The organism is Qipengyuania soli (assembly GCF_015529805.1).
Classification (GTDB): domain Bacteria; phylum Pseudomonadota; class Alphaproteobacteria; order Sphingomonadales; family Sphingomonadaceae; genus Qipengyuania; species Qipengyuania soli.
This window is the reverse complement of record NZ_CP064654.1, coordinates 2,846,759-2,870,493: the sequence shown is the minus strand read 5'-3', so window position 1 is coordinate 2,870,493 and position 23,735 is coordinate 2,846,759. Positions and strand designations below refer to the sequence as shown.

At 64.6% G+C, this 23,735-nt stretch carries 20 protein-coding genes; 16 read left to right on the top strand and 4 right to left on the bottom strand.

Translation table 11 applies throughout. The features are described 5' to 3' along the window. The first annotated feature begins 31 nt into the window (after positions 1-31). From IRL76_RS14290 to IRL76_RS14250, 9 genes are all read left to right on the top strand, one after another. Positions 32-1,201, top strand: a complete 1,170-nt coding sequence (locus tag IRL76_RS14290; protein WP_200981979.1) for an isovaleryl-CoA dehydrogenase — start codon at positions 32-34, stop codon at positions 1,199-1,201. Continuing rightward, positions 1,198-2,148 carry an NAD-dependent epimerase/dehydratase family protein gene (locus tag IRL76_RS14285; protein ID WP_200981978.1) on the top strand — a complete coding sequence of 317 codons (951 nt, stop codon included), beginning with the start codon at positions 1,198-1,200 and terminating at the stop codon, positions 2,146-2,148. Before IRL76_RS14290 ends, IRL76_RS14285 begins: the two co-directional genes overlap by 4 nt. After that, complete coding sequence (locus IRL76_RS14280; protein WP_200981977.1) at positions 2,145-3,752, top strand: carboxyl transferase domain-containing protein; 1,608 nt, start codon at positions 2,145-2,147, stop codon at positions 3,750-3,752. Before IRL76_RS14285 ends, IRL76_RS14280 begins: the two co-directional genes overlap by 4 nt. A 74-nt stretch (positions 3,753-3,826) precedes the next feature. Continuing rightward, positions 3,827-4,402, top strand: a complete 576-nt coding sequence (locus tag IRL76_RS14275) for a hypothetical protein (RefSeq protein WP_200981976.1) — start codon at positions 3,827-3,829, stop codon at positions 4,400-4,402. A 96-nt stretch (positions 4,403-4,498) separates the two neighbouring features. After that, on the top strand, positions 4,499-5,119 hold the full coding sequence (locus IRL76_RS14270) for a lysophospholipid acyltransferase family protein (protein ID WP_200981975.1): 621 nt from the start codon (positions 4,499-4,501) through the stop codon (positions 5,117-5,119). Further along, positions 5,116-5,913 (top strand): DUF1295 domain-containing protein, encoded by a 798-nt coding sequence (locus tag IRL76_RS14265; RefSeq protein ID WP_200981974.1) that lies wholly within the window; start codon positions 5,116-5,118, stop codon positions 5,911-5,913. The genes IRL76_RS14270 and IRL76_RS14265 overlap by 4 nt, the downstream gene beginning before the upstream one ends. An 80-nt stretch (positions 5,914-5,993) precedes the next feature. Continuing rightward, positions 5,994-6,620, top strand: a complete 627-nt coding sequence (locus IRL76_RS14260) for a hypothetical protein (protein WP_246449846.1) — start codon at positions 5,994-5,996, stop codon at positions 6,618-6,620. An 82-nt stretch (positions 6,621-6,702) separates the two neighbouring features. Further along, the gene (locus IRL76_RS14255) at positions 6,703-7,137 is read left to right on the top strand and encodes a hypothetical protein (RefSeq protein WP_200981973.1); all 435 of its coding nucleotides are present in this window, start codon (positions 6,703-6,705) and stop codon (positions 7,135-7,137) included. After that, positions 7,134-9,086 carry a hypothetical protein gene (locus tag IRL76_RS14250; RefSeq protein WP_200981972.1) on the top strand — a complete coding sequence of 651 codons (1,953 nt, stop codon included), beginning with the start codon at positions 7,134-7,136 and terminating at the stop codon, positions 9,084-9,086. The genes IRL76_RS14255 and IRL76_RS14250 overlap by 4 nt, the downstream gene beginning before the upstream one ends. Here the strand turns inward: IRL76_RS14250 and IRL76_RS14245 are convergent. From IRL76_RS14245 to IRL76_RS14235, 3 genes are all read right to left on the bottom strand, one after another. Next, the gene (locus tag IRL76_RS14245) at positions 9,083-10,108 is read right to left on the bottom strand and encodes an AI-2E family transporter (protein WP_343072292.1); all 1,026 of its coding nucleotides are present in this window, start codon (positions 10,106-10,108) and stop codon (positions 9,083-9,085) included. The genes IRL76_RS14250 and IRL76_RS14245 overlap by 4 nt on opposite strands. Before the next feature lie 68 nt (positions 10,109-10,176). Further along, entirely contained in the window at positions 10,177-12,702 is a 2,526-nt protein-coding gene (gene gyrB / locus IRL76_RS14240) for a DNA topoisomerase (ATP-hydrolyzing) subunit B (protein WP_200981970.1), read from the bottom strand. Positions 12,703-12,784: 82 nt separating this feature from the next. Beyond that, positions 12,785-13,582, bottom strand: a complete 798-nt coding sequence (locus IRL76_RS14235) for a PIG-L family deacetylase (RefSeq protein ID WP_200981969.1) — start codon at positions 13,580-13,582, stop codon at positions 12,785-12,787. A gap of 105 nt (positions 13,583-13,687) precedes the next feature. On the opposite strand from IRL76_RS14235, the gene IRL76_RS14230 reads away from it, so the two are divergent. The 7 genes from IRL76_RS14230 to IRL76_RS14200 all read left to right on the top strand — a co-directional run bounded on the left by IRL76_RS14230 (position 13,688) and on the right by IRL76_RS14200 (position 22,199). Then, positions 13,688-15,070, top strand: a complete 1,383-nt coding sequence (locus IRL76_RS14230) for an L-serine ammonia-lyase (RefSeq protein ID WP_200981968.1) — start codon at positions 13,688-13,690, stop codon at positions 15,068-15,070. A gap of 22 nt (positions 15,071-15,092) precedes the next feature. Next, positions 15,093-16,499, top strand: a complete 1,407-nt coding sequence (locus IRL76_RS14225; RefSeq protein ID WP_200981967.1) for a M20/M25/M40 family metallo-hydrolase — start codon at positions 15,093-15,095, stop codon at positions 16,497-16,499. A gap of 63 nt (positions 16,500-16,562) precedes the next feature. Next, the gene (locus tag IRL76_RS14220; protein WP_200981966.1) at positions 16,563-16,994 is read left to right on the top strand and encodes a hypothetical protein; all 432 of its coding nucleotides are present in this window, start codon (positions 16,563-16,565) and stop codon (positions 16,992-16,994) included. After that, a complete protein-coding gene (locus IRL76_RS14215) occupies positions 16,991-17,917 on the top strand; it encodes a cation diffusion facilitator family transporter (RefSeq protein WP_246449843.1) in 927 nt (308 codons plus the stop codon). Before IRL76_RS14220 ends, IRL76_RS14215 begins: the two co-directional genes overlap by 4 nt. A gap of 39 nt (positions 17,918-17,956) precedes the next feature. Continuing rightward, the gene (locus IRL76_RS14210) at positions 17,957-19,513 is read left to right on the top strand and encodes a class I adenylate-forming enzyme family protein (RefSeq protein WP_200981965.1); all 1,557 of its coding nucleotides are present in this window, start codon (positions 17,957-17,959) and stop codon (positions 19,511-19,513) included. A gap of 101 nt (positions 19,514-19,614) precedes the next feature. After that, complete coding sequence (locus IRL76_RS14205; protein ID WP_281388120.1) at positions 19,615-21,651, top strand: TIR domain-containing protein; 2,037 nt, start codon at positions 19,615-19,617, stop codon at positions 21,649-21,651. A gap of 29 nt (positions 21,652-21,680) precedes the next feature. Then, positions 21,681-22,199, top strand: coding sequence for a hypothetical protein (locus IRL76_RS14200; protein WP_200981963.1), 519 nt, complete (start codon positions 21,681-21,683; stop codon positions 22,197-22,199). 296 nt (positions 22,200-22,495) lie between these two features. On the opposite strand, the gene IRL76_RS14195 is transcribed toward IRL76_RS14200, so the two are convergent. Continuing rightward, on the bottom strand, positions 22,496-23,716 hold the full coding sequence (locus tag IRL76_RS14195) for a TCR/Tet family MFS transporter (protein ID WP_200981962.1): 1,221 nt from the start codon (positions 23,714-23,716) through the stop codon (positions 22,496-22,498). Positions 23,717-23,735: the final 19 nt, after the last annotated feature.

The window sequence follows — 23,735 nt, the reverse complement described above, 5'->3', positions numbered from 1 at the left end:
CGATATTACGCGAGCACGCCGAGGAGAGACCATGCGCGCGACCCCCGATTTCGACTTCCAGCTGGGCGATGCCGCGAACATGATTCGCGAAACCGTCGGCCGCTTCGCCGACGAACAGATCGCCCCCCTTGCCGAACGCGCCGACCGCGAGGACTGGTTTCCGCGCGAAGAGCTATGGACCGCCATGGGCGAGCTCGGCCTGCATGGCATGACCGTGGAGGATGAATGGGGTGGCCTCGGCCTCGGATACCTCGAACACGTCATCGCGGTCGAGGAAGTCAGCCGCGCATCGGCCAGCATCGGCCTTTCCTACGGCGCGCACTCCAACCTCTGCGTCAACCAGATCCGGCGCTGGGGCAATGACGAGCAGAAGGCGAAGTACCTGCCCAAGCTGATCAGCGGCGAACACGTCGGCTCGCTGGCCATGAGCGAGGCAAGTGCCGGTTCGGACGTGGTCTCGATGAAGCTCAAGGCAGAGGCGGTCCAGAGCGGCTATGTTCTCAACGGCACCAAGTTCTGGATCACCAATGCCCCCTACGCGGACACACTTGTCGTCTACGCCAAGACCGATGGCCATGCGGGCTCGCGCGGCATTACTGCCTTCCTGATCGAGAAGGACGACCCCGGTTTCTCGATCGGGCAGAAGATCGACAAGATGGGGATGCGCGGCAGCCCGACGGCCGAGCTGGTGTTCGACGACTGCTTCGTGCCCGAGGACCGCGTGATGGGGCCTTTGAACGGCGGCGTCGGCGTGCTGATGAGCGGATTGGATTACGAGCGCGTGGTGCTTGCCGGATTGCAGCTCGGCATCATGCAGGCCTGCCTCGACACGGTCATCCCTTACCTTCGCGAACGCAAGCAGTTCGGCAAGCCCATCGGCGCCTTCCAGCTGATGCAGGCCAAGGTCGCCGACATGTATGTCGCCCTCCAATCGGCGCGCGCCTACACCTATGCCGTCGCGAAGAGCTGCGACGCGGGACAGACCACCCGCTTTGACGCCGCGGGCGCGATCCTGCTCAGCAGCGAAAACGCCTTCCGCGTCGCGGGCGAGGCGGTCCAGGCACTGGGCGGCGCAGGCTACACCAAGGACTGGCCCGTCGAACGCTACCTTCGCGATGCCAAGCTGCTCGACATCGGCGCGGGTACCAACGAGATCAGGCGCATGCTAATCGGGCGAGAGTTGATCGGGGCGGCGGGATGAAGCTTCTCCTGACCGGCTCTTCTGGTTGGTTGGGCCGCTACCTTGCACCGCAACTCCGTGCGGCTGGTCATGAGGTGGTCGGCCTGGATGTAGCGCCGGGCGCCCACACGCAAATCGTTGGCTCGGTGGCTGACGCTGCGCTGGTGGAGAGCGTCGTTGCTGACGGGATCGAAGCCATCATCCACTCCGGCGCGCTGCACAAGCCCGATATTGTCCGCTATCCAAAGCAAGTCTTTATCGACACCAATGTCACCGGCACGCTCAACCTACTCGAAGCGGCAGTAGCGGCTGGGCATGATAGGTTCGTGTTCACCTCAACCACTTCGCACATGGTCTCGCAGCGCGTCCGCGACGGCGCGCAGGCGGAAGCTTTCTGGATGGACGAGCGCTTCTACGACGGCCCGCCGCGCAATATCTACGGCGTGACCAAGGCTGCGGCGGAAGGCCTGTGCCGGCTTTTCGCTGCCGAGCGCGGACTGGATGTAGCGATCCTTCGCACGGGGCGCTTCTTCCCCGAGGATGACGATACGCACCATGCCCTGTCGGGCGAGAACCTGAAGGCCAACGAATTTCTCAACCGTCGATTGAGCGCAAGCGACGCGGCAAGGGCCCATGTTGTTGCGCTGAGCGGGATCGCTGGCTTGGGATGCGAAACCTTTGTCCTCTCCGCCCCCATACCCTTCACCCGCGGGGAAGCGGGTGAAATGGTGCGCGACGCGCGTGCCGTGATCGCTCGCCACTTTCCCGATGCCGATGAACTGTATGCGGCGCGCGGCTGGAAGCTGCCGGAGGTCATCGATCGGGTCTATGATCCGTCCAAGGCCGAGCGTCTGCTGGGTTTTCGCTGCCGCACCGATTTTGCCAGCGTGCTCGACGCAATGCGCACGGGCCGACCTTTACCATTCGACCACGATCCAAGTTATCTGCCGCCCAAGGAGTTGGCATGACCGCCCCCACACTCACCACCAAACTTGACCGCGAGAGTGCCGAGGCCAAGGCGCGGTTTGCGCATAACAAGGGGCTCGCCGATGAGCTCCGCGCCAAGGTTGCCGAGGCGGCGCTGGGCGGGCCGGAGAAGCACCGCGAACGGCACGTCAGCCGCGGCAAGCTGCTGCCGCGCGAGCGGGTGGAGCGATTGCTCGATCCGGGCTCGCCCTTCCTCGAGATCGGCCAGCTCGCGGCGAACGGTATGTACGAGGGCGACGTGTCGGGCGCCTCGATGATCTGCGGCATCGGGCGCGTCTCCGGCCGGCAGGTGATGATCGTCGCCAACGATCCGACCGTGAAGGGCGGCAGCTATTACCCGATGACGGTCAAGAAGCATCTCCGCGCGCAGGAGATCGCGCAGGAGAACCGCCTGCCGTGTGTCTATCTCGTCGACAGCGGCGGGGCGAACCTGCCCTACCAGGCCGAGGTCTTCCCCGACCGCGAGCATTTCGGGCGCATCTTCTTCAACCAGGCGAACATGAGCGCGCTGGGCATCCCGCAGATCGCCTGCGTCATGGGCAGCTGCACTGCGGGCGGCGCCTATGTGCCCGCAATGTCGGACGAGACGGTCATCGTGCGCGAGCAGGGGACGATCTTCCTCGCCGGCCCGCCGCTTGTGAAGGCGGCGACGGGCGAGGAAATCAGCGCCGAGGACCTGGGTGGCGGCGACCTGCACGCGCGCAAGTCCGGCGTGGTCGACCACCTCGCCGAGAACGACGAGCACGCGCTGACCATCGTGCGCGACATCGTCAGCCATCTCGGCGCAAACCATGCCGCGGCGAAGGACGTGGCGCTGAAAGATCCGCGCCCGCCGAAATTCGATGCCGACGATCTCTACGCGCTGATCCCCGACGATGTCCGCGCGCCCTATGACGTCCACGAGGTGATCGCCCGGATCGTCGACGGCAGCGAGTTCCATGAGTTCAAACCGCTCTACGGCAGCACGCTCGTCTGCGGCTTCGCGCACATCTGGGGCATGCCGGTCGCGATCCTCGCCAACAACGGGGTGCTGTTTTCCGAAAGCGCGCAGAAGGGCGCGCATTTCATCGAGCTGGCCTGCCAGCGGCGCATTCCGCTGCTGTTCCTGCAGAACATCTCCGGCTTCATGGTCGGCGGGAAATACGAGGCCGAGGGCATCGCCAAGCACGGCGCGAAGCTCGTCACCGCGGTCGCGACGGCGACGGTGCCCAAGGTCACCGTGGTCATCGGCGGCAGCTTCGGCGCGGGCAATTACGGCATGTGCGGGCGCGCCTATTCCCCGCGTTTCCTGTTCACTTGGCCCAATGCGCGCATTTCGGTGATGGGCGGCGAACAGGCCGCATCGGTGCTTGCCACAGTCCACCGCGACGCCGACAGCTGGACCCCCGAACAGGCCGAGGAGTTCAAGGCCCCGATCCGCCAGAAGTACGAGGACGAGGGCAATCCCTACTACGCCACCGCTCGCCTGTGGGACGACGGCGTCATCGACCCGGTGCAGACGCGCGACGTGCTGGGCCTCGCTTTCTCCGCCGCGCTGGAGGCACCCATCGCCGAACGGCCGCAATTCGGCGTATTCCGCATGTAACCCTTGGAACGCGCGGCGGTCCCGCACGTATCGTTTTCATACGAGGGGCTTGGACGGGGTTCAGGAGAACTCCCATGGAAGGCCAAACCACTACAATTTTGGTCGTCGCACTTGTCGTGCTTGCCGGTCTCATCGCCGGCTGGCTTCTGATGCAGCGGCGGCGCACCGATCACCTGCGCAACCAGTTCGGCGAGGAATACGACCGCGTAGTCGAAACGCATGGCAATGCCCGCAAGGCAGAAGCCGACCTCGAGGCGCGCGAAAAGCGCGTCGCCGAATTCAACATCCGCCCGCTGACCCCTGCCGAACATGATCGCTTTGCCGGTCAGTGGCATGACGCCAAGGCGCTGTTCGTCAACGATCCGACGGCTGCGGTCGACAAGTCGGACGATCTCATCACCGAGGTGATGAAGACGCGCGGCTATCCCGTCACCGATTTCGAACACCGTCATGCCGACCTCACCGTCGAGCACGGCGATGTCGCCAAGCACTACCTCGCCGGTCATGAGCTGAGCGAACGCGCCGAAGCCGGCGAGGCTTCGACCGAGGACCTGCGCCTGGCGATGACGCATTTCGAGAACCTCTTCGACCGCCTCGTCGACGACGTTGCCGCCGAACATCTCGATGCGAAGGTCGTCGAGGACGCGTAATCGACGCTTCCCCCGATCGATTTCTACAGAAGGCGGGCCCCGGCGGGCTCGCCATTTGTTTTTTTGGTGCTAGGCATCCGGGCAGGGGAAGAGAGAATGCCGACCGATCCAAACCGCAAGCCTTCGCTGCTGAGCCGCATCGTGCGCCGGTTGCTCGTCGCGCTCTATCGCTGGAAGGGCTGGAAGCTGGAGGGCGGCAGGCCGGATTGCGACAAGTTCATCATCCTCGGCGCACCGCACACTTCGAACTGGGATTTCATCTTCTTCCTCGGCGCGACCAACGAGCTCGGCATCCGCCCCAGCTTCATGGGCAAGATGAGCCTGTTCAAATGGCCCGCGACCAATTTCATGCTCGACATGGGTGGCATCCCGGTCGACCGGTCGAAGCGCGCCAACTACGTCGAGCAGGTGGCGGACGCCTTTGCCCGCGCGAAAGATCTTGCCCTCGTCATCGCGCCCGAAGGTTCACGCACCTTCAAGGGCGACTGGAAGAGCGGCTTCTACCACATCGCCATGGCCGCGGGCGTACCGATCGTGCCGGCATGGGTGAACAACCAGACCATGCGCGGCGGCCTGGGCGATCCGATCATGCCGACGGGCGACTACCCGGCCGACTTGGCGAGGATCATCGCCTTCTATCGCGCGAAACGACCCGACTGCGATCGTTTCGCCATTATCGAGAACAAGCTGATTGCCGAACGGGGGAACGAGGCATGATTCTGGAAGCACTCATTGCGAACGCGGCCATCCTGCTCGGCGTGACTCTCATCTTGTGGGTGGTTGCAGTCCAGATCGACGACGTGTCATTCATCGACAGCTTCTGGGGTGGCGGGATGGCGCTGATGGCTTTTGCCAGCTGGATGCAGCTCGCCGAGCCGGGTCCACTGGCCACTTTGCTGATGGCGATGGCTGTCGCCTGGGGAGCGCGGCTGTGTATCTACCTCTTCTTCCGTTGGCGCCATGAAGGCGAGGACAAGCGCTACGAGAGAATGCTGCGCAAGGACCGCGAAAAGGGGAATTTTGCCGTGGCAGCCCTGACCCGGATATTTCTCGGTCAGGCCATACTGCTCTTCATGGTGTCGAGCCCGGCGCAATACGGCATTCTCGAAGCGGGATCCGCGGAACCGGTCAGCGGGCTCGCGCTCGTGGGACTCGCCGTCTGGGCCATCGGCATCTTCTTCGAGTGGGTCGGCGACTGGCAGCTGGCCCGATTCAAGGCCGATCCGGCGAACAAGGGCCAGGTCATGGACCGCGGCCTGTGGCGCTACACCCGCCACCCCAATTACTTCGGGGATGCCCTCGCCTGGTGGGGCATATGGATTGCCAGTGCTTCCGCCGGATGGTGGGTTGCCGCCGCGACCTTCATCGGCCCGCTCTTCCTGACCTTCACGCTGACAAGGTGGTCGGGGGCCCCGCTTCTGGAAGGTGGAATGAAGAAATCACGCCCCGGTTACGAGGAATACAAGCGCCGGACTTCGGACTTCTTCCCGCGCCCGCCGCGCAAGTTGTAAGAAAAAGCGTAATCAAGGGGCTTTAACCTCCCCGCCGAAACCCTAAATGGGTCAGCAGGCCGAGACGGGAGTGTTCTGCCTTGAGCGATGAGGATCTCGACGAACTGCGCCAGCGATTTGCGCGCGAAGCCATGGCGCTCATGGAGCGCCGAGGCGAGGAAGTGACGCGCGCCAAGCTCGCCGCCGAACTGGGCGTTACCCGCACGCGGGTGGAAAGCGTGTTTCCCGAAGAACGGGACCTGCTGGAGGCCGTGACCGGCGAATGGTTCGCGCCCAAACTCGCCGTGATGGACGAGGTCATGGCAACCGACCTGCCGCCACGCCGCAAGATGTACGAATTCTTCGTCCGCCGCTTCCAGTTGCTGCGCGAGAACTACAGGACCGACCCCGCCAGCTTCATGCTCTATGTCGAGATGGGCGAGCGCTATTTCGAATATGCGCAGGGCTATATCGACCTCGCCGACCACTACCTTTGCGAGTTGATCGTCGAAGCACAGGCTGAAGGGCATTTCGAGGGCCTGGAGATCAACATGGTTCTGTCGCTGATCAACCAGTCGATCGTGTCCTATATCCAGCCCTACCTCATCGCGATGATTGGCGAGCGGCTGACCGAGGACAAGCTGGCCTACCTCATCGACGCTCTGTTCGACGGGCTCAGCGCGACCGACCGCGGGGCAAAGGGCACCAAGGGCCTGCGCGCCGCCTGAACCCTTTTGGGGGAAATTCCGTTTTCCTACATGCTCGAGCGTGATTAACCGATTTGGCTCCTTTTGATTCGGGAGCCAACCAATGTCACCACACCGCGTCCCAATCGAAGCCCCCGGTGGCTTCGCACCCGTCATGGCAATCGGACAGGAAGACGGGGCGGGCAAGATCGCCCTCGTTTCGAATGCCGCGCCCCTACCGACCGTATCTCTCGCTCCCGCTGCACCCTCCCCGCTTGAAGGCTCGACAGGAATTTCGACAGTCGTCGGGCCCTTCGTCCCGGCCGCATTGGCTCCCGTCTATCTGACTCTCTCGGGCGATTGGCAGGGCTTGATCAGGGTCATGCGATCCACCGATGGCGGAACCACCCTCCACCCACTTACCATCGGCGGGGTCTCATGGGCCGCATACACTGGCAATGCATGCGAGCCAGTCTGGGCGGAAAGCGATAGTTCCGCCGCCCTCTACCTCGAACTCGCGCCGAGAAGCGGAACCATTATCTATCGGGTGTCGCAATGAGCGCGCTCGGCCTATCCGCGCTGGGACTTGCCAGCCGCACCGCACAGCTCCAACCGGCACTCTACGCCGAACTGGCTAACCGTAGCCCGGCATTCGACGTGCTCACTTTGGAGAGTGGCGGATACACCGAGGCTGGCAAGGGTGCAGCGCGCTATGTCGCCGATGCGCTTGCGGACGCGGCTCTGGTGGCTGCTCATCCGCGTTTCGCCTTCACCACTGCCAACAGCCGTCATTTCAGGCTGCTGCCGGATGCCGGCGCCTTGTCGGTCGAGCAAGGCGGAGCAACAGGCGGCGGGGCTGTCGACGATCGCGATGCCATACAGGCAGCGATCGATTACGCAGAATCCATCGAAGCTCGCGAAGTCCGCTTCGAGGCGGCTCGCTACCGGGTCGAATGCCCCTTGCGAAGTTCGCCTGCACTCGCGACCCGCGCAGAAGATGGGCACCCGCTCGTCGTCCGCAAATCGCTCTCCCTGCGCGGCTGCGCCGCCACACGGACCGTGCTCGACTTCCGTGCGCATGGTGGTGGCGATCCCGACACGGATTGGCAGGTTGTGGCGAAGTCCTCGACCGACGCTACGCCCGCCGTCTGGCGCGGCGGTGGTCTCTACATCCAAGGCGATTCTATACGACCTGAACCTGCCGCACGCCGGATCGCCCGGCTCGAGCTCGACAGGCTAGTGTTCAATGGCAACCGCAGCCGCACCGGGACCTACACCTACCCGGCCGATCCCGTCACTGGCGACGGGTGGGACATCACCGACAAGGGTTTCTGGCTACAGGACGTGTATGTCGGCGAAGTGATCTGCCGGGACACGGATTTCATCGGATGGCGCGGGGAAATCTTCTACGCCGTGGGTGCCGACGACGCGATCGAGCAGCTCACGCTGACCCGTTGCCGCATGCTGACGGGCAACGGCAACGGCCTCAATCTCGGATGCGACCCGGTTGTGACGGCAGAGGACTGCGAGTTTGGCGACTGCAAGATCGCACAGGAAGACACGGGCAAGCGCCGCGGGCACTTCCGCAATTGCCTTTGGCGGGATTGCGAATATGTCTGGATCGGAGGCGGTTCGACGAACGGGCGTCTCTATAGCTACAAGTACCCGACCCGCGACGAGCTCGCTCCTGTCCCTTCTACCCAGCTGCAGGATTGCCGGTTCGAGGATTGCGGCCTGGTCTGGGTCAATAGCTGGGTTTCAGGCCGGATCCGGACGGTCGACACCACCGTCGCGCTCAGCACGACCCATGGCCAGGCGCTGCGCGACGTGGACCTTGAGATCGATGCATGGCTCGACCGCGGGTCCGGCATCCACGCCTTCGCCCTTTATGGCCCCGCTTCGCTGACCGATCCGGTCGAGGGAGCACCGGCCGGGATCTATCGCCAGCCGCCCAAGAGCATCCGCGCCGAGGTGCGCCACTTCCGTTCTGCCCTGGCGCAGGAAGCGGGGCGCGAATGGCTGGGCATACTGTGGACCGGTTACCTCGATCGATCCTGCCGCATCCAGGCTGAAGGCGAGTTCGGCAATGCCCGGTCACCCAATGGCATGGACGATCCGCTGTCCTTCCCCTTTGTCCGGTTCGACGGCGGCAATGCGACCACGGCCTATACCGCGCATGGCTTCTACAAGGTGGCGACGCTCTCGGCGGCAGGCGTGCTCAAGCCGGCAGGTCCCGCCATGGCCGTGTCAGTCGCCAGCGAGGTCGATCTGCCAATGACGCTGCCCGGTAATCCGCGCGGAGGTGCAGCCTACGGCTATGCCGACGGGCAGGTGCTGCGCATCGTGAAGCAGTACGATACCGGCAGCGTGACCTTTACCAAAGGCGCAAGCGCCAACATGGCCATGCTTGCAACCCGGGTCCTCGACAGGGCGTTCGACTGGGTCGAATTCAGCTACAACCGCACTCTCGCGCGCTGGGAGGAATGCGGCTTCGGGGCCTACGGTTAGGCTCCTTCCATGCCCTCGACCGGGGATCCTTCGCGCTGTTCGCGCAGGATCCCCCAGGAAGCGAGGAACAGGCCTGCGACAAGCGGGCCCACGACAATCCCCGACAGGCCCAGCAGCGCAATCCCGCCCAGTGTGGTAACGAGAATGAGCCAGTCGGGGATTCCGGTATCGCGCCCGACCAGCATGGGGCGAAGGACATTGTCGGCCATGCCAATGACCGCGACGCCCGAAACGATGACCACGACGCCCTGCCAGATTGCTCCAGTGGCGAGGAGGTAGATCGCCGCGGGCACCCAGACGATCGCCGGTCCCACCGCCGGAAGAAGCGATGCGATCGCCATGATGACCCCGAGCAGGAAAATGGAAGGGATGCCGACGATCGAGAAGGTAATCGCACCCAGTGCGCCCTGCACCAGCCCGACGACGACCGAACCCTTGATGGTCGCGCGCACTATTCCGAGGAAGCGTTCTGCCAGCCGGTCCGCGATTGCCCGCTCGAACGGCAGGGCGCCGAGGACCGCCTCCGCAATACGGCGCCCATCGCGTAGCATGAAATAGCTGACGTAGAGCGCGATGCCGAAGGCGAGGACGTAACCGAAGACGCTGCCGCCGATCGCCAGCGCCTGTGCCGCGATGAGGCCGAGACTGGCCTGCACGAATTCCTGGGCACGCGCCTGCAGCGCCGCAAGGTCACCCCATCCGGAAGCATCCATCGACGCGCGAACGTTCGCCGGCAGGAGGCCCTGCACCTGTTCGAACCAGTCGGAAACGTTGATCCGTCCTTCCTGGAACGCGACCACAAGTCCCGCTGCCTCTTCGACCACGGCGCTGCCGATGATGAAGGCGGGGAGGACCACTGCGACCGCGATGACCAGCAGGGTCGCCAGAGCCGCCTGGTTTTCACGCGCCGGATTGCGGGCGAGGAACCAGCGGAACAGCGGCTGGAACATGATCGCCGCCAGGACTGCCCACAGCATCGGCTGCGCGAATGGCAGCACCACGACCAGAAGGGCCAGTGTCACCAAAGCGAGGAAAAGGAGAAACCCGCCTCGCTCGAGTGACCTGTCCTGCATGCCCCGCCCCTGCCGTATCAGACGTCGAGATTGGCGACGTTGAGCGCGTTCGACTGGATGAACTCGCGGCGCGGTTCGACCACATCGCCCATCAGGCGGGTGAAGATCTCGTCGGTGACGTCGGCATCCTCGACCTTGACCTGCAGAAGGGCGCGGTTGTCGGGATCGAGCGTGGTCTCCCAAAGCTGCTCGGCGTTCATTTCGCCAAGACCCTTGTAGCGCTGGATCTTCTGGCCCTTGCGTCCGGCGGCCATAACTGCCTCGAGCAACTGCGTCGGCAGGGTGATGGCCCCGTCGAGCTGGACCGGAGCCTCGACCTCGGCTTCGTCGCCGTCCTCGCTTTCCTCGATCGCGTCTTCCGGACCGCCGCGGGTCAGGCGGACGGGGCCGGAATAGACGTCAGCGAACTCGGCGGCGAGCTTGTGCAGCTTGCGCGCCTCGGCACTGTCGAGGAAGCCCGGCTCGATCTCGTGCACGTCGGTCACCCCGCGCCAGGCGCGGAAGAAACGGACGAGGCCATCGGCGCCGATCTCCGCGCTCCAGCGGGCTTCGGGATCGCCCATCTGGAGGTGCGCCGCCGCGCGCGACAGCGCTGCGGAGCGGTCGCCACCCGCCGGGTCGAGCGCGCCTGACAGCGCCATCGCCTCGATCAGCGAAGGCGCATACTTGCGCGGTGCGAAGCCGAGGAGGTTGCGCATGCGCAGGCCGTGGCGGACCAGCCCTTCAAGCTCGGTCCCGCTACGCGCACCGCCCTGCGTTTCGAGGATACGGCCCTGCAGCCCCGCCCCGATCAGGTACTCGTCATAGGCCGCCTGGTCCTTGAGATAGACCTCCGACTTGCCGCGGGCGACCTTGTAGAGCGGCGGCTGGGCGATGAAGAGGTGCCCGGCCTTGACGATCTCGGGCATCTGGCGGTGGAAGAAGGTCAGCAGCAGCGTGCGGATATGCGCGCCGTCGACGTCGGCGTCGGTCATGATGACGATCTTGTGGTAGCGCAGCTTTTCGAGGTTGAATTCGTCGCGCAGGCCCGTGCCCATTGCCTGGATCAGCGTGCCGACTTCCTTCGACGAAATGATCCGGTCGAAGCGCGCGCGCTCGACGTTGAGGATCTTGCCCTTGAGCGGCAGGATCGCCTGCGTCTTGCGGTCGCGACCCTGCTTGGCCGAACCACCTGCCGAATCACCCTCGACCAGGAAGAGTTCGCACTTGGTCGCGTCGCGTTCCTGACAGTCGGCGAGCTTGCCGGGGAGCGAAGCGATGCTCATAGCGCCCTTGCGGCTCATCTCGCGAGCGCGGCGGGCGGCTTCGCGCGCGGCGGCGGCGTCGATCACCTTCTGGATGATCGCCTTGGCCTCGTTCGGATTTTCCTCGAGCCATTCGCCCATCTTCTCGCCCATCAGGCTTTCGAGCGGTTGGCGGACTTCCGAGGAAACCAGCTTGTCCTTGGTCTGCGACGAGAACTTGGGGTCGGGCAGCTTGACCGAAACGATCGCGGTCAGGCCTTCGCGCATGTCTTCGCCCGAAAGCGAGACCTTCTCCTTCTTCATCATCCCCGACGCGGTGGCGTAATTGTTCAACGTGCGGGTCAGCGCGGCGCGGAAGGCGGCGAGATGGGTGCCGCCATCACGCTGCGGGATGTTGTTCGTGAAGCAGAGCACGTTCTCGTAGTAGGAATCGTTCCATTCGAGAGCGACGTCGATGCCGATGCCGTCCTTTTCGGCCGAAACCGCGATGGGGTGGGAGACCAGCGCCTGCTTGTTGCGGTCGAGCCACTTCACGAAGGCCGCGATACCGCCTTCGTAGAAGAGGTTGTGCTCGGCCACTTCCTCGTGCCGCCTGTCGCGCAGCAGGATGCGCACGCCGGAGTTGAGGAAGGCGAGTTCGCGATAGCGGTGCTCGAGCTTGTCGAAGTCGAACTCGATCACGTTCTTGAAGGTCTCTTCCGAGGCCTTGAAGGTGACCCGGGTGCCCTTCTTGAAGCCGTTGGGGTCGGAATTGCCCTCGACCTTGGGCGCATCGCCAACGACGCGCAGGCTCTCGACCGCATCGCCGTGCTCGAAGCGCATCCAGTGCTCCTTGCCGTCACGCCAGATGGTCAGTTCGAGCCATTCGGACAGCGCGTTGACGACCGAAACACCCACGCCGTGGAGGCCGCCCGACACCTTGTAGGCATTGTCGTCGCTGGTGTTCTCGAACTTACCGCCGGCGTGCAGCTGGGTCATGATGACTTCGGCCGCCGAGACGCCTTCTTCCTTGTGCATGTCGACCGGGATGCCGCGCCCGTTGTCTTCCACACTGACCGAGCCGTCGGGGTTCAGTTCGATGAGGACGAGGTCGCAATGCCCCGCCAGCGCCTCGTCGATCGCGTTGTCGGAAACCTCGAAAACCATGTGGTGGAGGCCGCTGCCGTCATCGGTGTCGCCGATATACATGCCGGGCCGCTTGCGAACCGCGTCGAGGCCCTTGAGGACCTTGATCGAATCTGCGCCATACTCGCCATTCTGGCGCTGTTTTTCAGGGGGATTTTGGGTGTTCTCGTCCATGCCGAGTATATAGGCTTCGAAGGCGTGAATCCCAAGCTTTCCCGCCCCTCAACCGGGCGTTTTCCACGACTGGCGGATGGCCTTATTCGCCAGTCGGAACGCTCTCCGCGCCTCCGCGGTCGAATGCCCGACGAGAATGCACCGAACCCTGCCACACGGTGGCATGGAACAGGTCGGGCATTTGCGCCCTTTCCTCGGCCGAAAACTGCGTTGCATGGCATTGCGTGGCGGCCCGGGCGCTGGCCAGGTCCTGCGCGTTGTAGGCATAGGATACCGGCAGGCGCGAAGGGTCTGTCACGGCCCAGTCCTGCATTTGCGGGATCGGCGGCAGGCTGCCAGCGGGTATGCCGGGATAGAAGAGCTCTGCACCGCTTGCGGGAGATGCCTGCATCAGCTGCGTGACGATGGCACTGACGATGCGATGGTCGCCATGGCCGTATCCGCCGTCGGGGCCCCAGGTCAGGATCACGTCATAGGGATGTTCGCGCAATATGGTGCCGAGATCATTGGCCAGCTTGCGCGCCGGACTTTCGAAATCCTGCGGTCGGTCGGTAAGGGTGCCGTCGCCATGATCGAGGAAGAGGACGGTCCGCACTCCGAGGGCCTCCGCCGAACAATTCGCCTCGGCCTTGCGCACTTCGGCCAGTGCCGCGCCCTTTTCCATGCCGGAGACGCCCGGCCCCTGGTCGCCGCTGGTAGCGTAGATGAATGTCACATTCGCGCCCTCGCGCGCGGCACGGGCGATGGCCGGCGCCATGACCAGCTCGTCGTCGGGATGGGCGAGGATGACGGCGACCTCGCGCGGCGCGCCACGCTCCTCTTCCGCGTTGGCGGAATGCGAAAGGGTCAGCGCAGCGAGCACGGCGATGCGATATTTCATTCGTCTCTCCCCAGCGTGAGGTATCGCGCAGTCAGGAGACGGGCGCAAACCGTTTCGCTTGTAACCGGTTGACGCATGAGGGCGGGCGGCGCATCGCGCTTGGCCATGCTGTCAGTGCTCGACATCTTCCGGATCGGGATCGGCCCCTCATCCTCGCATACCGTCGGGCCCATGCGCATTGGCGGGATGTTCGTGCGCTCGCTGACACGTGGCGGCAGACTGGATCGCGTGGCGCGGGTCACCGTGGAATTGCAGGGCTCGCTGGCACTGACGGGCGTCGGGCACGGCACTGTCGATGCGAGCGTGCTGGGCCTTGCCGGTTTCGTGCCGGAGGAAACCTGCCCGGACGATGCCGCTGCCGCCCTGCTCCGTATCCGCGATGCCGGGACCCTGGCGCTGGGCGGCGAGCATCCGATCGGCTTCGACATTGCCCAAGACATCGATCTTGCGGGCCACATCCTTCCCGAACTGCATCCCAACGGCATGAAGCTGGTTGCCAGCGATGCCGGTGGCGAGGTGTTGCTCAAGCGGACCTACTACTCCACCGGCGGCGGCTTCGTCGCCTCGGAAGCCCAGTTGAAGCGCAAGCCGGAAGGCGACCGGGTCGCCACCGGCACCAGCGTCCCGCACGATTTCGGCTCGGCGGAAGAACTCCTGGCGATCTGCGCTGGGACGGGCCTGTCCATCGCCGACATCGTCCTGGCGAACGAAGATGCCATGCGCCCGCGCGAAGCGACCCTTGCGGGCATCGACCGTATCGCAGAGGCGATGGACCAGTGCATCGATCGCGGCCTGCACCAGCGCGGCACCCTGCCCGGCGGCCTCAAGGTCGCCCGCCGCGCGCCCGACCTGTGGGACAAGCTCTCGGCCAATCCGCAGTCGAACGAGCGCGAGCAATTGTTCGACTGGCTCAACTGCTTTGCCATGGCGGTGAACGAGGAGAATGCCGCAGGCGGTCGCGTCGTCACCGCGCCGACCAATGGCGCTGCAGGCATCATCCCGGCCGTCATCCGCTTCTATTGCGAGGATGAGGGCGCACGCTGCACCGACAAGCGCCGCACCTTCCTCCTCACTGCCGGAGCCATCGGCCTGCTCTACAAGCAACGCGCCAGCATCTCGGGCGCCGAGATGGGCTGCCAGGGCGAAGTCGGCGTTGCCTGCTCGATGGCGGCTGGCGGGCTTGCGGCCCTGTGGGGGGCAAGCCCGGCGCAAGTTGCCTGCGCGGCGGAGATCGGCATGGAGCACAACCTCGGCCTGACCTGCGATCCCGTCGGCGGGCTGGTGCAGGTCCCCTGCATCGAGCGCAACGCCATCGGCGCGGTTAAGGCGGTCAACGCCGCCCGCCTCGCCCTCCACCGGACCGAGGCCGAAACCTGCGTCAGCCTCGACCAGGTGATCGAGACCATGCGCCAGACCGGACTCGACATGTCCTCCAAATACAAGGAAACCAGCCAGGGGGGACTCGCGGTCAACGTGATCGAATGCTGAGGCCCCGTTGGGGAGAAGGCAGATGATCGGACGTATCCTCGCATCGGTGGCAGCGCTGGCGCTTGCGGCACCGGGCACGGCTCAGGCTCAGGACCTGCGCCCGGACCAGCAGGCCTTCACGCAGATGATGAAGGGGCTGGTGGAGATCGACACCTCGCTTCCCAACGGCAGCTGCACCCGCGCCGCGGCCTACATGGCCGACCGGATGAAGGCGGCAGGCTTCACCGATGACGAACTGACCCTCTTCGCGACCGAGGCGAACCCCGAGGAAGGAGGCCTCGTCGCCGTGCTTCCCGGCTCCTCGAAGAAGGACAAGCCGATCCTCCTCATCGCGCACATCGACGTCGTCGCCGCCAAGCGCGCCGACTGGGAGCGCGATCCCTTCGTCATGGTCGAAGAGGACGGTTACTACTATGCCCGTGGTATCTCCGACACCAAGGCGCTGGCCGCGATCTGGGCGGATACGCTGATGAAGTATCGCGCGGCGGGCAATAAGCCGCGCCGCACCCTCAAGATGGCGCTGACCTGCGGCGAGGAAACCAATGGTGCCTTCAACGGGGCAGAGTGGCTGGCGGCCAACAAGCGCGATCTCATCGATGCCGAATATGCGCTCAATGAAGGCGGCGGCGGGGCAACCGACGGCAAGGGCAACGTCGTCGAGCAGGCGGTGCAGGTGGGCGAGAAGACCTTCGCTACCTTCCTCCTCGAAACGCGCAATCCGGGCGGACACAGCTCGGTCCCGCGGCCCGACAATGCGATCTACGACCTCGCCCATGCGCTGGTGAAGCTGTCGGCGCATGAATTCCCGCTGGAGTTCACCGACACCACGCGCGCCTATTTCCGCGATGCGGGTGCCGGGCGCGGTGACGACATGGGCAAGGCCATGGTCGCGCTCGCCAACGACCCGACCGACAAGGCGGCCGAGGCGATCGTGAACACCGATGCCTTCCTCCATTCGAACCTGCGCACGACCTGCGTCGCTACCATGCTCGAGGCGGGGCATGCGCGGAACGCGTTGGCCCAGCGTGCCGGAGCTTACGTCAACTGCCGCATCTTCCCCGGACACAGCATCGAATCCATTCGCGACGAACTTGCAGCGGTGGTCGACAACCCTGCGGTCAGTTTCACCATCCTTCCACCCAAGCGCCCCTCGCCCCCCAACCCGCCTCTCGACCCCAAGGTCATCGGGCCGATGAAGACGCTGGTGGCGAAGTACTGGCCCGGCGTGCCGCTGGTGATGCAGATGGCCAATGGCTACACCGATGCGACCTTCCTCGGCGCGGTCGGCATCCCGACCTATGGCGTCCCGGGAATGTGGGGCGATCCCGACGGCAACGGTGTTCACGGGCTCAACGAGCGCATGGAAGTACGCTCGGTCATGGTCGGGCGCGACTACCTCCAGGAACTGGTCGCCAAGCTGGCAAACTGAGAGGCCACCGGAACCTCCGGCCCTGTCGCGCGGTTAGCACGGCAGGTCGAAGAGGATGTTCCGATGCGCCTCAACAGTTTGCTGCTGCCCATAATTTCTTCGGTCGTGCTCTCGGGCTGTGCGGATATTCCGCGCGATCCGGGTGAAACGCTCGACCGGGTCCGTGAGCGCGGGACGATCAGGCTTGGCGAGATCGAAGGCGCGGAACCCGACCCCGATTCCGAGCGCACGCTCGACCGGCTGGCGCAGAATACGGGCGCAAGGATCGTCCGCATCAAGGGCCATGGCGAGGAATTGCTCGAAGGCCTCGAAGAGGACCGCGTCGACCTCGTCTACGGCAGGTTCGCCGATGATTCCCCCTGGGCCACCGCGGTCTATTTCGGGACGCCGCCAGGAGGGCCCGACAAGCCGCCGAAATCCATGCGCGTCGCGCGCTTCGCCTTCCGCCTCGGCGAGAACGGCTGGATCACGAAGGTCGAGGAGGCAGCGAAGTGAGCGGCATTCCCCAACCCATCCGGCACGATTTCGAACACGGCAAGAAACTCGAATGGTGGACTATTTTCTGGACCGGCACAGTCATCGTGGTGATGTATTTCACCATGGGCGCGAGCCAGGCGATGCAGAGCGCGCTGATCGAGGATTTTCTCAGCCTGATTCCCGCCATCACCTGGCTGGTCGCCGCGCGGTTCGAACCCCGCGCGCCGACGGAGAAGTATCCCTACGGCTTCGTCCGGGTGAACAGCCTCGCCTTCCTTGTCTCGGCGGTGGCGTTGGCCCTCGTAGGAACCTTCGTATTCTACGAGAGCGCCAGCACATTGCTGATGGGTGAGCACCCGACTGTCCCACCCGTCAGTATCCTTGGGCAAGATATCTGGCTCGGCTGGCTGATGATCGCCGCGCTGGTCTATTCGATCTTTCCCCCCGTCATCCTGGGCCACAAGAAACAGCCAGTCGCGCAGCGGCTGCGCGACAAGGTGCTGCATACCGACGCCTTGATGCAGAAGGCCGACTGGCAAACGGGGCTTGCAGGCATTCTCGGAATCGTCGGCATCGGGCTCGGCTACTGGTGGGCGGACAGCGCGGCGGCGCTGTTCATCGCCGTGTCGATCCTCAAGGACGGCATCGACAACGTTCGCATCGCGAGCGCGGAACTGCTCGACGGGGCGCCGCGACAGCTCGAAGGAAAGGACATTTCGGGCGAGGCGAAGCGGCTCGAGAAGCGGTTGCTGGACTTGTGGCCCGATTGCGAAGTGCGCATCCGGGAGTCGGGCCGATACCTCTTTGCCAGCGTCGAAGGCATGACAACGCCGGACCAACTCCCCCCGGCAAAGGAGCTGATGGGTGGCGATCCGGCATGGCGATTGGGAAGGCTAACCTTTTCACCCGACAAGAAGGATGAGCCGGCCAGTGCAAGCTGACCACTCGACAGGTCCGGATTCGCAGTTAGTCTGCTGCTCATGGGAGAGACACAGACCGCCGCCTTGCTTGCCGAGCCCTTCGGCAACTTCCCCGCAATCATCGCGCTGAACGCGTCCGCACTTGGCGACCAGATCGCCATGCGCGACGACGAGGGCCAACTTACCTGGGCCGAACTCGGCGAGAGGGTGGAGCGCATCGCGGCCCGCCTTCTCGAAGATGGCCTGCAGCGCGGGCAATCGGTCGCCATCCTTGGCTATTCCTCGATCCCCTATGCGCTCGTCTTCCTCGCCGCCGTGCGCGCCGGGGGCGTCGCCGCGCCGCTGACCACCAGCGCCAGTCCCGAACAGCTGGCCGGCATGGCGAAGGATTCGGGCGCCAGGCACATCTTTATCGACCGGGCGAAGCTGAATGAACTTGGCGACGACTGCTTCCCGCAGCTGACCCGCATCGTCCTCGATGAGGAGCTCGACGGCTGGATGGCACCCGCTGGAACCAAAGCGCCGGCTTTCGAGCCGCAACCGGGCGACCCGTTCAACATCATCTACTCCTCCGGCACGACGGGTATTCCCAAGGGCATCGTTCATTCGCACCAGATGCGTTGGCGCCAGTTTGCTGCGACCGCGTCGAGCTGGCTCGAGAGCGGGCTTCCGGTGCGCAGCCTTGCCTCGACCCCGCTTTATTCGAACACCACCATGGTGGCCTTCCTCCCGCCACTGCTCGCTGGCGGGACGGTGCGCGTGATGCGCAAGTTCGATGTGGGCCGTTGGCTCGAGTACGCGCAGGCCGACGCGACCACGGTGACCATGCTGGTCCCCGTGCAGTACCGCCGCCTGATGCAGGAACCTCGCTTCGACGAGTTCGACCTGTCTCCGCTGCAGGTGAAGTACTGTACCTCCGCCCCGTTTCCCGCGGACCTCAAGCGCGAAGTGCTCGACCGGATGCCGGGTACGCTGATCGAAATCTATTCGATGACCGAGGGCGGGGTCGTCTGCCTGCTCGAAGCGCACAAGTTCACCGACAAGCTTCACACCGTCGGTCGCCCCGCACCGGGCAGCGAGTTGAAAGTGCTCGATGACGAAGACCAGCCGGTCCCGCCGGGCACGCCGGGCAATCTCATCGGGCGCAGCCAGACCATGATGATGGGCTACAAGAACCAGCCCGATAAGACGCGCGAGGGATACTGGACCGATCCGGAAACTGGCGACGTGTGGCAGCGCATGGGCGACATTGGCCGGGTAGACGAGGAAGGTTTCGTCGAACTCGTCGGGCGCGCCAAGGACATGATCATCTCCGGCGGGTTCAACATCTTCCCCGTCGACCTCGAGGATGAACTTTCGAAGGAGGATGACGTGGTCGAAGCAGCGGTCATCGGCGTCCCGAGCGAGCGCTGGGGCGAAACCCCGGTCGGCTTCGTGACGCTGCGGGCCGGCGCGCGCGATTGCGAGGAAATACGTGCAGCGGTCAATGCGCGGCTGGGCAAGACCCAGCGCCTCGCCCTGCTCCATCCGATCGAGGAAATGCCGCGCAGCCATATCGGCAAGCTGCTCAAGACCGAATTGCGCGAAGAAGCCGCGCGGCGCGGATTGCCCGCCTGACGCGCCCCATTTGCAATTGCCTGACTTAACGCGAATAATCGCCGGAGGAGGCCAACAGGCCCGGCGAGTCGCGCTACATTGGCAGCAATGGAGGCGCAGCAGTGGGGGAGCGCCGTTACAGGGCATTCCTTAGTTACAGCCATCGGGACAGGCAGGTGGCGGAGTGGCTGCATAAGCGGCTCGAAAACTATCGCCTGCCGCCCGGACTCGTCGACCATTCGCGCAGCGCCTTGCGCCCGATCTTCAAGGATCGCGAGGAACTGCCTGCCTCGGACAATCTCGGCGAGGCTATCGAGGGTGCAATAGCGCGCAGCGAAGCGCTGATCGTGCTGTGCTCTCCCTCCGCCGCCGTCTCCCCCTGGATCGCCAAGGAAATCGACTGCTTCAAGCGCCTGCATGGCGACAGCCGGGTATTCCTGGCGCTGGTCGATGGCGAGCCGCCCTACAACATCCCGCCGCCGCTGCTGGTTCACTACAACGACGGCCAGCCGACCGAGGACCGGACCGAACCCATCGCGGCGGACCTGCGCCCCGAGGGTGATGGCAGGCGGCTGGGCGTCGAGAAGCTGGTAGCCGGCATTGCCGGGGTCGAACTCGACGATCTGGTCGATCGGCAGACGCGACAGCGCAACCGGCGAATGGCCGCCATTTCCGCTCTGTCGCTGGTCGGCATGGTCATCGCCATCGGCCTTGCGCTCTACGCCCAAAAGCAACGCGATGCCGCGCGCGAGGAACGGGCGCAGGCGAACGGGCTGGTCGAGTACATGCTCACCGACCTGCGCAAGCAGTTGGAGCCCGTCGGTCGGCTCGACCTGCTCGATGGCGTCGGCGCGAAGGCGATGGACTATTACGCGGCGCAGAATCTCGACAGCCTCAATGCCGACGAACTGGGACGGCGTGCCCGCGCGGTGCAGCTGGTCGCGGAGATCCACAATTTGCGCGGGGACAACGAAAAGGCCCTGCCCGCCTTCCGCGAGGCCGCCCGCACCACCAGCGAACTGCTGGCGCGCAATCCTGACGACCCCCAGCGCATGTATGACCACGGCCAGAGCATGTTCTGGGTAGGCTACATCGCCTGGCAACGCGGCCAGATGGACGAGGCGAAGCGCGCGATGGAAGGCTATGCCGACATCTCGAAACGGCTGGCCGCCAAGGATCGCAAGAACCTCGACTGGCAGATGGAGGAGGCATATTCCTACTCCAACCTTGGCACGCTGGAAAGCGATGCCGGACGCTTCTCCAAGGCCCTGCCGCTCTTCCAGCGCAGCGTGGCCATCATCAGCAAGGTCGCCAAGCAAGAGGGGCGACCGGCCGCACGGCTGATCGAACTGGGCGAGGGCCTCAGCTGGGTCGCGACCGAGCAGAACTACCTCGGGGACTTTGCCGCTTCGACTGCCACGCGGCGGCAGGAAATCGCACTCTACAACGAGGTGATGAAGGCCGAGCCGGACAATTACGACGCGATGCGCTCACGCGTTTTTGCGCGCAGCGAGATGGGCTGGCTGCTGGGCCAGATGGAGCGGCGCAGCGAGGCGCGGACCTTCCTTGAAGCGGCCGTCGCCGATGCAAGGGTGCTCCTCGAGCAGGACCCCGAAAACACAATGACGAAGGAGATGTCCAATGCTGCCTTCGAGAACCTCGCCCAGCTCGACTGGCGCGAAGGGAAGACTGCGGACGCCACGCGCAACTTCGACCGTGCGGGGGCCCTCATCGCCGACCTCAGGCGCCGCGATCCGGCCAACAAGGACTGGAACCTGCAACGCCCGGCTTCGCTCGAACTGACGCGCGCGCTGACCGATCGCAGCGGTGGGTCGCCCGAGGAACTGTCCGCCACCGCCGGCGGCTGGCTCAGGAAGCTCGACCGCAAGGACCCATCCCTGCAATGGCAGGTCATCGCCGCGCACGTGGTCGATGCCCTCGCTAAGACGCGCCGCGGCGACACGGCCGGGGCTGCCGCTGCCTATGCGCGCGCCATTGCGGTCGAGAGCGAAGGCGAAGGGCTGAACGTCAATGCCCTCGCCTTGAGGGCCGTTGCCGCCGAGAGGCTCGGCCAGGCAGACCTCGCTGCGCAGCTTCGCGCCACCTTGCGCGAGCGACGCGCCGATCCGGCGATCGACGACAGAATCCCGAGGAGCTGAAACACGAGTACCTGAAAGAGGAGAAGAAAATGACGCTTCAAGTCGTGGTCAATGTGATGGCGGACAACCTCCGCTGGAACCCGAGCAAGGGCTGGTACGCGGCCACCTTCATTTTCCAGCAGGTCGCTCCGCTCAGCCCCATCGTCGTCGACAAATTCGGCAACATCAATCTGCCCAAGGCGAAGGTTACCGAGCCCATCGAAGTGACCTACAACTGGTGTTCGACCGCGGTCGAAATCGACGGGGACCTTTACCCGGCGATAGTGGCTGATCCGCCGGGCGAAAGCTTCTGGGTATTGCCCGGCAATGCCAAGCCGAATTCCACCGACAAGGGCTCGCCCAATGGCGGCGACCTCAGCGTTCCGAACGGGACGGGCCCGGACAAGCTTATCCTGAACAACGCGAACCAACCCAACAAGGTCTACACCTATTGCTTCGCAGTGAAGGTCGGAATCGATGGCGGGCAGTGGCTGGTGGCCGATCCGAAGATCGTCAACACCGGCACCTCGCGGCTCTATTCCTATCAGAGCCCGAACCAGGCGAACTGAGGACGAGGCGGCGTTCGAGGCGCGGCGCCGACACTAGGGGGGAGGGGGAGAGGAGGTGTCGGCGGCCGCGTCTCTACTCGCTGCCATATCGCCTCGATCGGACGGCGGGCCATGAAGGCGGGCCGTGGGGCCGAGGAAGGCCAGTCGGGGCGGCGCTTGGGGTCGCGGGCCCGGCTGTTCTTTGTCCGGAGGCAGACTGGGAGATTGTCAGTGCCGCCGGATATGGGCTTGTAATAATATTCCGCAGTTGCGAACAAAAGTGAGAAAACGCGTAGATGTGTTGCGTTTCGCGCAACTCAGATTTCGACGCGCGATCCTCTCGATGCATAGAGGAACAGAGCGAGCACCAGGGTGGCAATGCCGGCAGAAGCGACCAAAGGCATTGCAGGGAAAGCAAGAATCGCATCGCTGCCGGTAAAACGCGCGAACAGGATCGTGTAGAAAGGCGGGCCGACTATCGCTGCAAGGCTGCCGACAGCCTGCGTCGCGCCCTGCAATTCGCCCTGACTTGTCGCATCGACCGCGCGCGAATTGAGTGCATTGATCGAAGGCATGACGAGCCCCTGGAGCCCTCCCGCCGCAATGGCGAGGAACACCACCCAGTCGGCCCACGCGATGGAATACATGAAGGCCGCAAGGCAGACCGAAGCCACGCCCAGCGCGACCGCGCCGCGTTCGCCCACCCGGGGCACGATCACGCGGATGCCGACGCCTTGGACTAGCGCGCTGGTGATGCCGACCATCATCAGCGAAAGGCCGATCTTCCATTCGGTCCAGCCATAGGCGGCGATGGCGAAATAGGCCCAGATCGAGGGGTAGACGAGGTGCGCGAGTTGCCAGAGCGCCAGGGCCGCGACCAGCCACAGGACGCGCGGGCTCTGGCCGGACAATGCCTTGAGTGCAGAAAATGCATTCGCGCGCGCCAGCCGGAACGGGCGACGCTTGTCCTCTGGCAGGCTCTCTTCGAGGAAGAAATAACCGAAGACCACATTGAGCAAGGCCAGCCCGCCGGCCGCGTAAAAGGGGATGCGCGTCCCGAATTCGCCGAGGAAACCGCCAATCGCCGGTCCCAGGATGAAGCCGAAGCCGAAGGCCATGCCGATCGTCCCGAAGCTTTGCGCACGCTTCTCGGGGGGAGTGATGTCGGCGAGATAGGCATAGGCGGCAGAAAAACTCGCCCCGGTGATCCCGGCGACGACGCGCCCCGCCACCAGCCACCACAGGTTCGGCGCGAGGCCCATGACGATGTAGTCGATGCCGAATGCCAGCAGGCAGGCAAGCAGCACCGGGCGTCGCCCGAAGCGGTCGGACAGATTGCCCATGATCGGGGCGAAGACGAACTGCATCGCGGCATAGCCCGCACCGAGCCAGCCGGCCCAGAGCGCCGCCTTGTCGACCGGCAGGTTGCCGAGATCCATGATCAGCGAGGGCAGGACCGGCATGACAATGCCGAAACCGATCATGTCGATCAGAACTACCGCAAAGAGGAAGGCAAGCGCGCTGCGGTGTTCCTTCATTCGCTTGAATACCCCAAAC

Bases quoted from the DNA above. Each gene is read 5' to 3' on its own strand.
- IRL76_RS14280 (WP_200981977.1), top strand. From the start codon at position 2,145: ATGACCGCCCCCACACTCACCACCAAACTTGACCGCGAGAGTGCCGAG.
- IRL76_RS14195 (WP_200981962.1), bottom strand. From the start codon at position 23,716: ATGAAGGAACACCGCAGCGCGCTTGCCTTCCTCTTTGCGGTAGTTCTG.
- IRL76_RS14255 (WP_200981973.1), top strand. From the start codon at position 6,703: ATGTCACCACACCGCGTCCCAATCGAAGCCCCCGGTGGCTTCGCACCC.
- IRL76_RS14235 (WP_200981969.1), bottom strand. From the start codon at position 13,582: ATGAAATATCGCATCGCCGTGCTCGCTGCGCTGACCCTTTCGCATTCC.
- IRL76_RS14220 (WP_200981966.1), top strand. From the start codon at position 16,563: ATGCGCCTCAACAGTTTGCTGCTGCCCATAATTTCTTCGGTCGTGCTC.
- IRL76_RS14250 (WP_200981972.1), top strand. From the start codon at position 7,134: ATGAGCGCGCTCGGCCTATCCGCGCTGGGACTTGCCAGCCGCACCGCA.
- gyrB (WP_200981970.1), bottom strand. From the start codon at position 12,702: ATGGACGAGAACACCCAAAATCCCCCTGAAAAACAGCGCCAGAATGGC.
- IRL76_RS14275 (WP_200981976.1), top strand. From the start codon at position 3,827: ATGGAAGGCCAAACCACTACAATTTTGGTCGTCGCACTTGTCGTGCTT.
- IRL76_RS14285 (WP_200981978.1), top strand. From the start codon at position 1,198: ATGAAGCTTCTCCTGACCGGCTCTTCTGGTTGGTTGGGCCGCTACCTT.
- IRL76_RS14210 (WP_200981965.1), top strand. From the start codon at position 17,957: ATGGGAGAGACACAGACCGCCGCCTTGCTTGCCGAGCCCTTCGGCAAC.
- IRL76_RS14225 (WP_200981967.1), top strand. From the start codon at position 15,093: ATGATCGGACGTATCCTCGCATCGGTGGCAGCGCTGGCGCTTGCGGCA.
- IRL76_RS14270 (WP_200981975.1), top strand. From the start codon at position 4,499: ATGCCGACCGATCCAAACCGCAAGCCTTCGCTGCTGAGCCGCATCGTG.
- IRL76_RS14290 (WP_200981979.1), top strand. From the start codon at position 32: ATGCGCGCGACCCCCGATTTCGACTTCCAGCTGGGCGATGCCGCGAAC.
- IRL76_RS14200 (WP_200981963.1), top strand. From the start codon at position 21,681: ATGACGCTTCAAGTCGTGGTCAATGTGATGGCGGACAACCTCCGCTGG.
- IRL76_RS14230 (WP_200981968.1), top strand. From the start codon at position 13,688: ATGCTGTCAGTGCTCGACATCTTCCGGATCGGGATCGGCCCCTCATCC.
- IRL76_RS14265 (WP_200981974.1), top strand. From the start codon at position 5,116: ATGATTCTGGAAGCACTCATTGCGAACGCGGCCATCCTGCTCGGCGTG.